Source organism: Pseudomonadota bacterium (assembly GCA_026388215.1).
GTDB lineage: Bacteria > Desulfobacterota > Syntrophorhabdia > Syntrophorhabdales > Syntrophorhabdaceae > JAPLKF01.
Map to the genome: position 1 here is coordinate 1 of JAPLKF010000129.1, position 7972 is coordinate 7972.

Genomic DNA, 7972 nt, shown 5'->3' on the forward strand with positions numbered 1-7972 from the left:
ATATATAATGCTCGCAGGCTATTCCTTCGGTGCATGGATAGCGAGCAAGGCAGCTACCAAAGTGGACAATATAAGTGGATTATTTATTGTAGCCTATCCTTTTTCCTTCTATAAGGTAGATCCTTTGAAATCATTTAAGGGAAAAATGTACTTCGTAGGCGGAACTATTGACGATATATCCCCCATGAACAACCTTTTAGAGTTCTATAAAAACCTTCCAATCATATACAAAAATCTCAAGATTATCCCGACAGACCATTTCTACTCGGGGAAAGAACAGGAAATCGCAGAATTCATAAAAGAGAATATGGATGTAAATCTGTAATAAGGTCTATCCAGTCTGTTCCGTCTATTCCGTCTTTCTTGTCAATTTAGTCATGACCAGATAGACCAAAGAGACGACAGAAGCTAAATAGACTTGTTGTATCGCCGGAAGAGCCTTGCGGCACCTTCATGCCGGGAATCGTTTCCTGAGAGCGACATCGAGTATTTCTTGGGGCCCTACCTTCTGCGGTTACCCACCGGAGTGGAAACGATATTTGTACAACCCGAAAAGCGTGGTGACGCCTACCCTCCCTGCGTATGCAGTTCTTCCGCAACCTTTTCCGCGAGGAACATCTTGAGCAGAGACTGATATGGAATATCCCGTTTGTTTGCAAGGTATTTCAAGTGTTCAATTAGCGATTCCGGTAGCCTGATAGAAATATTTTTGGTCGACGGTTTCAGGTTTGGGAAAAACACCTTTTTGGCGCTTGAATAGTCTACATAGTCGGTAAAGTCCTGTTTTGCCCAAAATTCAAACTCTTCCTGTTCGTTCTTAAATTTCGGTATTTTTTTCAGCCGCTTCATAGGTCTTCCTTTCCTTTTTGTTCATGTCCCGTGCAAAGATTACCCTGATTTTCTTACTCCTTATAGTGAAAACAATGAACAACATTCTGCCCGCATCGGTTCTTCCAAACACGTAGTATCGCTCCTCCTCTCCCGAATGCATAGCGTCGCTTTTCACAACAAGAGGGCTATTAAAGAACACTTCTTCACACTCGACATGGCTTACTCTGTGTCTTTCCCAATTTTTGAGTATGTTCCCTTTGTCCCACTGAAAACCTTCTATAATCGATAAAGGGTCATCTTTAGTCGCCATATTGTATATGATGAGTATATACACTACATGCAATTCCGTCAATATATTTTTGCATGGCAAGAAGAATAGATTTTTGCTCTCACGCATCTACGCATCCGCCCGTTTACACATCTCTTGTCTATTTAGTCATGACTGAATAGACAAGAAAGACTAAATAGACGGAACAGACCAGATAGACTGTCATCAGGCGCCTTGCTACCATTATTCTTGCATAGATAGCCTCTTTATGCTAATTTGAATAACAAGCAGCCAGCCATTAGCAGTGAGCTTTCGGCCTTCTAAAGTCTGGATTTATAAGCTCTGAATTGAAAAAGCTGACCACTGATAGCTGATAGCTTAATTTAATAAACAAAGGACAGGCAACATAAAATGGACTATAAGGATACATTGAATCTCCCGAAAACACCTTTTCCTATGAAAGGAAATTTGTCCACCAAGGAACAGGAGATATTAAAATTATGGGAAGAAATCAAGCTATACGACAAACTCACCCAGGGCAAGGACGGACGTCCTGCATTTATCCTCCACGATGGTCCTCCTTATGCAAATGGTAATATACATCTCGGGACAGCACTAAATAAAATATTGAAGGATATTATTGTTAAATCAAAATTTATGTCTGGTCACAGAGCAGATTATGTACCAGGATGGGACTGTCACGGATTGCCCATAGAACACCAAATCGAAAAAGAAATAAAAGAAAAAAAGGTCTCATTGACAAAAATAGAGACGAGACATCGATGCAGGGCATATGCTGAAAGGTTTATTGATATACAACGGGCAGAATTTAAAAGACTTGGCTGCATTGGAGATTGGGAACATCCATATATCACGATGGACTACAGCTATCAGGCATCGATTATTGAGCAAATCCAGAAATTCTTTGAAAGAGGAGAGGTTTACAGAAAGAAAAAACCTGTCCACTGGTGTATAAGCTGTTTGACAGCCCTTGCCGAGGCAGAGATTGAATATGAAACAAAACGATCAAGCTCCATATACGTAAAATTTCCATTCACTCAAGAAAGGAAGGGAATTTTTGACCATTATCCGGAAAAACCCATATTCATGCTTATATGGACAACAACACCATGGACACTTCCAGCAAACCTTGCTATCGCCATTAATCCTGAATTTACTTATGTATCATTCGAGACAAAAGATGAGATATACATCGTTTTAAAAGATCTGCTTGAAGATATCACAAAAAGGGCAGACATAAACGATTATAAGGTTATAGAAGAAATAACACCCGAAGAGCTTAAGGGCATAAAATTTAAACATCCTTTTATCGACAGGGACTCTGTTGTTGTATTTGCAGATTACGTGGCAAAAGATGTAGGTACAGGAGCTGTTCATACAGCCCCTGGCCATGGTGAAGAAGACTATGAAACAGGGATTGAATACGGACTCGATGTGTATTCACCGGTAAATGAAAAGGGTGAATTCTTTGAAGAAGTTGAATTTTTTAAGGGCATGAACCTGTTTGACAGTGATCAGTATATCATAAAAAAACTCGAAGAGCTTGGACTACTTCTCCATAAAGAAGAGATTGAGCACTCTTATCCTCACTGCTGGCGGTGTAAAAAACCGGTAATCTTCAGGGCAACAGAACAATGGTTTATATCACTTGATAAAAACGGCTTAAGGCAGAAGGCGCTTGATGGTATAGACAGGGTTAGATGGATACCCTCATGGGGAAGAGACAGAATCTATAATATGCTCCTTGTAAGGCCGGACTGGTGTATTTCACGGCAGAGGACATGGGGGATCCCTATTACGATTTTCTACTGCAAAAGGTGCAGAGAACCATACTGGAGTGAAGAAACATTTCAGAACGTGATAAATGCAGTAAAAGAGAATGGGGCAGATATATGGTTTGAAAAAGAACCATCATATTTTTTAACAAAAGGTACTACGTGCAAACATTGCGGCAACGATACGTTCGTAAAAGAAGAAGATATTCTTGATGTCTGGTTCGACTCCGGTGTGAGCTGGGCAGCAGTATGCAAGCAAAGAAAGGAACTCAAATTCCCTGCTGATATGTATCTCGAAGGGAGCGACCAGCATAGAGGATGGTTTCATAGCTCTCTCTTAACATCAGTGGGAAATGAAGGGTGTGCTCCTTATCTATCTGTGCTTACCCACGGCTTTGTTGTTGATGGTACGGGGAGGAAGATGTCAAAGTCCCTGGGCAACATTATATCCCCTGAAGAAATTATCGAAAAATATGGTGCAGAGATTCTAAGGCTATGGGTTACTTATGAAGATTACAGGGACGATATAAAAATATCAAAGGACATCATTAATAGACTTGTAGAGACTTACAGAAGAATAAGAAACACACTCCGGTTTCTCCACGCCAATATACATGATGATTTTGACCCTGAAAAGGATATGGTGTCCTATGAAAAACTATCCTACCTCGATAAGTGGCTACTCTCAAGATTACAGAGGCTCATTGAAAGGGTTACAGAGGCATTTAATAATTATGCTTTTCATGTAATATACCATAGCATCCATAACTTCTGTACCGTAGACTTAAGCGCATTATATCTTGACATTGTAAAAGACAGGATATATGTAGAAAACAAAAATTCGGTGAAAAGAAGGGCATCCCAGACTGTAATATTCGAAACCCTTATCTCACTTCTCAAGCTCATAGCACCGGTATTATCTTCTACTTCTGAGGAGATGTGGTCTTATTTAAAGAGATTTGTCAAAGAAGAGAGCGTTCTCCTCACAACCTTCCCTTCCCCAAAAAAAGAAATGATAAATATGGAAATCGAAGATGAATGGGAAAGGGTTTGGAAAATAAGAGAAATTGCGAATAAAAATATTGAGGAAAAGAGGGTTGCAAAGGTAATTGGCCATTCTCTCGATGCAAAGATTATTGTAAAAGTTCCTGAAAATGACTACCTTTTATTAAAAAAATTAGGTGACGAACTTAAAGACGTTTTTATTGTGTCACAGATAGAGCTACAAATGGGGAATGAAATGGAGATAACCATATTAAAGGCAGACGGCGAAAAATGCGAAAGATGTTGGCAATACGCAACTAATATTAAAAAGACAGGGCAATTCCCCAACGTATGTGAAAGATGCGAAGATATCTTGTCTTCCTTATAGCCCCCATTATCTTTTTTCTTGATAGATGGGTAAAACTAATTATTGTTGAAAAATTAACCTACCTGGAAAGTATTAAACTTACACCATTTTTTTCCATTGTCCACGCAAGAAATTATGGAGGCGTTTTTGGATTCCTTTCTCAATACCAATTCGCCAAATACATCTTTACAATTTTCCCTTTGCTCATTATAGCCGTGCTCATATATATTATTCTAACACATAAATTTGTATTTCCAAAAACGCTTTCTTTATTATGCATACTCTCCGGAGCGATAGGAAATATATACGATAGGATATCCTATGGTTACGTAATAGATTTTTTAGATGCATACTATAAGGGCTATCACTGGCCTGCATTTAATGTTGCTGATATCTCTATCACCTTTGGAATCTGTTTATGGCTTTATGTAGAACTGATCAACTCAATTAAGGGGAGTAAAAAGATGGGTGACCGTCCATAGTGTATACGAAAGGGTAAGACAAGATGGAAGATGAAATACTGGAAGAAGAAAAAAAGCTCAGAAGGTTAAGATTTATTGTAGACTTTGCGCTGGAATATATCAGAACACAGAATATTACCCATAATGAAGCGCTTACAGTTGTGGAAGGGGTAAAAAAACATGCCTTGAAGTTATTTCCAAAAAAAGAAGAAGCCTTTGATATTATTTATACACCAAAATTTAAAAGATTGTTAAACGAAAAGTTCAAAAGATCATAGAAATAAGCTACTGGCTGTCAGCTTTTGATGAAGGGTTCAAGGGTTAAGGTTAAACATATACTACATCAATTGATGAATCTGTAACCCGCTCAAGGCCGTTCTTTTTTACAATAAAATCTACCTCAATGCCTGTTGCTCCCTTACCAGGGATGATAAATTTTGGCTCAAAGGCGAACACCATACCCTCTTCAAGGATTACACTATGCCTCGGGGTGATAACCGGGAGTTCATTTATCTCAAGACCAAGTCCGTGGCCTATAAAACCTACCTTCCCCTCCCCATAACCCATAAAATACTCTTCCAGTTTCGCTTTTTGCACAATGTGTAATGCCCTGTTGAATATCTCTGTACCATTCGTTCCCTCTTTGGCATGACCCAGGGTGTCTTCAATAATCTCTTTTGCAACATTGTACGCTTTTTTGAAGATTCCTTTTAATTCTCCCACGACAAATACCCTTGTCTCATCTGTTATGTAGCCGTTATATCCGCCTCCATAATCAATAAGAACAGGGATATCCCTTCTAATCTTATTTATTGATGGTCCCTGTGCTATCGCATGAGTTGTGCCAACGCCGGAAATGGGGACATCTCCATAGGATGGTATAGTAGCTGAATAACCATGGGTGACATACATATTCATCATCTCCTGGTTTAATCCTCTCATTCGTAAAAAACCCTGATGACCTGAGATTCTTCCCTCCGATTCAAGGATTGCAGCAATATCAACCTCCCGCATGCCTTCTTTTATCACACTTTTTGCCTTCTTAAAAACATGGGTAATAATTTCTCCTGATTTCTTAACCTGTTCTATTTCGAACGTACTCTTCACGATCCTTATATCTTTTATTAATGGAGAAATATCCGACAGGCTATCACAGCCAAGCATGTCCTTCCACTTTTCAAACATCAAAACAGATAACACGTCGAGCTCCATTCCTCCCCTGCCTTTTAATATTTTCTTTTCAGGAAGAAGATCCTTTATATCTCTATCCCGCTTTATTGGGGTTATCTTTAGCGGTGTTTCAGCCGCAGCTCTGCTCAAACTTTTCTCAACAAAAAATAACGGTTCCCTGTCAAGAGAAATAAAGAGAACACCTTTTTGCAAAGTACCCGTAAAATAGAATAGATCAACATTTTGCATAATAATAGAAAATGCAATACCATTCTTTTCCATTTTATCTCTAAGTTGCTCAATCCTTTTATGTATCTCTTCTTTTGGTGTGAGGTCACACACATTTAAGCTCTTCAACATATTTCAGAACCCTCCCGACAATATCTTCCTTTCTTACTCTTTGTGATTCTTTTTCATTTCTTTGTTTTATCTCAACAAAACCTTCTTTCAGATTTCTCTCACCTATTGTAACCCTTAAGGGGATGCCTATGAGGTCGCAATCCTTAAACTTGATTCCAGGCCTTTCGTTCCTGTCATCAAGGATAGTATCAATCCCTTTATCCAGCAATGTCCTGTACACATTATCCGCCAATTCTATAGTCTCTCTATGGGAACTGTTTACCGGCAACACTTCTACCTCAAATGGTGCAATAGCAAGGGGGAGTATCATACCGTTTTCATCATACCCTTGCTCAATTGCTGCCGCAACAGTCCTTCCAACCCCAATACCATAACAACCCATCACCATAAACTTTTCCTTCCCATCCTTATCAAGAAAGGTAGCGTTCATCGCTTCACTATACTTTAAGCCTAACTTGAATATGTGCCCTACTTCAATCCCTCTTGTTGACGTGAGCATACCCTCACACCTCGGGCATTTATCACCAGCATTCGCTATCTTAAGGTCATAAAAACCCTCAACCTTAAAATCATCTACATTAACATCTACTATATGAAGGTTCTGCTCATTTCCTCCGATCACGAAATCTTCCATTAAAGCTACACCCCTGTCTGCATAAAGGGGAATACCTACCCCAATGGGTCCTGAAAAACCGAGAGGTCCACCAGTAACTCTTTCAATAGTAGATTCGTCGGCAAGTTCTATATAATCAAGAGACAACAGGTTCTTTAATTTTGTCTCATTGATCTCCCTGTCACCACTTATCAGCACACCTACAATGCCTTTATCCGTATTATAGATAATTGTCTTAAGAAGCTTGTCGGATGCAACACCGAGGAATGATGCTACCTCGTCCACTTTCTTCTGACCAGGAGTTGCCGCACGTTTATATTGTCCCTTTCTCCCTCCAGTCTTTTCACCGGTTATGCCTACCTCCGCCCGCTCCAGATTTGCAGCATAACCACACGTTTCGCATGAAATGATCACATCTTCTCCGGTATCTGCAAGCACCATAAACTCGTGGGAGAAACTCCCTCCGATTGGTCCCGTATCAGCCTCTACCACTCTGAACCGGAAACCACACCTCTTGAATATGTTCATATATGCACCATACATATCCATGTAGCTTTTTTCTGCCCCTTTTTCGTCTACATCAAAACTGTAGGCATCCTTCATAGAGAATTCTCTCCCCCTCATCACACCAAATCGAGGCCTAATTTCATCCCTGAATTTTGTCTGTATCTGATAAAGATTTAAAGGAAGCCCCTTATATGACCTGATTTCCCTTCTCACAAGGTCCGTCACCACCTCTTCATGAGTAGGACCAATGCATAACTCTCTATCATTCCTGTCGACGAATCGTAAAAGTTCCTTTCCATATTTATCCCATCTTTTACTTTCTACCCATAACTCTTTTGGTTGAACAAAAGGCATGAGAATCTCCTGTGCACCCTTTTTATTCATCTCTTCCCGTATGATGTTCTCTACCTTCCTCAATGATTTTAAACCGAGGGGCAGCCATGTATATATACCTGATGCCAGCTTTCTGATAAAACCTGCCCTCAACATCAGTCTATGGCTTATGACTTCAGCCTCTTTCGGGTCTTCCTTTACGGTCGGAATAAACATCTTCGAAAATAACATCATGCCTCCTTGTTGTACAAAGTGAACAGTCGTCAGTGAATAGTGAATGGT

General features: G+C 39.8%; 8 protein-coding genes. 4 read left to right on the forward strand and 4 right to left on the reverse strand.

Annotated elements, in window-relative coordinates; translation table 11 throughout:
- Nucleotides 1–325: hypothetical protein (locus NTU69_07750; GenBank protein MCX5803406.1), on the forward strand; the 325-nt coding region annotated here is incomplete at its 5' end.
- Nucleotides 326–567: 242 nt separating this feature from the next.
- Here the strand turns inward: NTU69_07750 and NTU69_07755 are convergent.
- Nucleotides 568–849 carry a BrnA antitoxin family protein gene (locus tag NTU69_07755; protein MCX5803407.1) on the reverse strand — a complete coding sequence of 94 codons (282 nt, stop codon included), beginning with the start codon at nucleotides 847–849 and terminating at the stop codon, nucleotides 568–570.
- On the reverse strand, nucleotides 818–1141 hold the full coding sequence (locus tag NTU69_07760; GenBank protein ID MCX5803408.1) for a BrnT family toxin: 324 nt from the start codon (nucleotides 1139–1141) through the stop codon (nucleotides 818–820). The genes NTU69_07755 and NTU69_07760 overlap by 32 nt, the downstream gene beginning before the upstream one ends.
- Nucleotides 1142–1555: 414 nt before the next feature.
- Between NTU69_07760 and ileS the strand changes: the two genes are divergently transcribed.
- From ileS to NTU69_07775, 3 genes are read left to right on the forward strand one after another with little or no spacing between them, the layout of a single operon-like run.
- On the forward strand, nucleotides 1556–4267 hold the full coding sequence (ileS, locus tag NTU69_07765; protein MCX5803409.1) for an isoleucine--tRNA ligase: 2712 nt from the start codon (nucleotides 1556–1558) through the stop codon (nucleotides 4265–4267).
- On the forward strand, nucleotides 4240–4728 hold the full coding sequence (lspA, locus tag NTU69_07770) for a signal peptidase II (GenBank protein ID MCX5803410.1): 489 nt from the start codon (nucleotides 4240–4242) through the stop codon (nucleotides 4726–4728). The genes ileS and lspA overlap by 28 nt, the downstream gene beginning before the upstream one ends.
- Nucleotides 4729–4751: 23 nt before the next feature.
- Nucleotides 4752–4985 carry a hypothetical protein gene (locus NTU69_07775; protein ID MCX5803411.1) on the forward strand — a complete coding sequence of 78 codons (234 nt, stop codon included), beginning with the start codon at nucleotides 4752–4754 and terminating at the stop codon, nucleotides 4983–4985.
- A 49-nt stretch (nucleotides 4986–5034) separates the two neighbouring features.
- Here NTU69_07775 and NTU69_07780 read toward each other — a convergent pair whose 3' ends face one another.
- Together NTU69_07780 and NTU69_07785 are read right to left on the reverse strand one after the other, a co-directional pair.
- Nucleotides 5035–6237 (reverse strand): Xaa-Pro peptidase family protein, encoded by a 1203-nt coding sequence (locus NTU69_07780; GenBank protein ID MCX5803412.1) that lies wholly within the window; start codon nucleotides 6235–6237, stop codon nucleotides 5035–5037.
- Nucleotides 6212–7921: a proline--tRNA ligase gene (locus NTU69_07785; protein ID MCX5803413.1), complete on the reverse strand. Its 1710-nt coding sequence runs from the start codon at nucleotides 7919–7921 to the stop codon at nucleotides 6212–6214. The genes NTU69_07780 and NTU69_07785 overlap by 26 nt, the downstream gene beginning before the upstream one ends.
- Nucleotides 7922–7972 lie beyond the last annotated feature (51 nt).

Excerpts from the sequence above, each read along its gene's own strand:
- NTU69_07785 (MCX5803413.1), bottom strand. The coding sequence starts at position 7,921 with ATGTTATTTTCGAAGATGTTTATTCCGACCGTAAAGGAAGACCCGAAA.
- lspA (MCX5803410.1), top strand. The coding sequence starts at position 4,240 with ATGCGAAGATATCTTGTCTTCCTTATAGCCCCCATTATCTTTTTTCTT.
- NTU69_07755 (MCX5803407.1), bottom strand. The coding sequence starts at position 849 with ATGAAGCGGCTGAAAAAAATACCGAAATTTAAGAACGAACAGGAAGAG.
- NTU69_07780 (MCX5803412.1), bottom strand. The coding sequence starts at position 6,237 with ATGTTGAAGAGCTTAAATGTGTGTGACCTCACACCAAAAGAAGAGATA.
- NTU69_07760 (MCX5803408.1), bottom strand. The coding sequence starts at position 1,141 with ATGGCGACTAAAGATGACCCTTTATCGATTATAGAAGGTTTTCAGTGG.
- NTU69_07775 (MCX5803411.1), top strand. The coding sequence starts at position 4,752 with ATGGAAGATGAAATACTGGAAGAAGAAAAAAAGCTCAGAAGGTTAAGA.
- ileS (MCX5803409.1), top strand. The coding sequence starts at position 1,556 with ATGAAAGGAAATTTGTCCACCAAGGAACAGGAGATATTAAAATTATGG.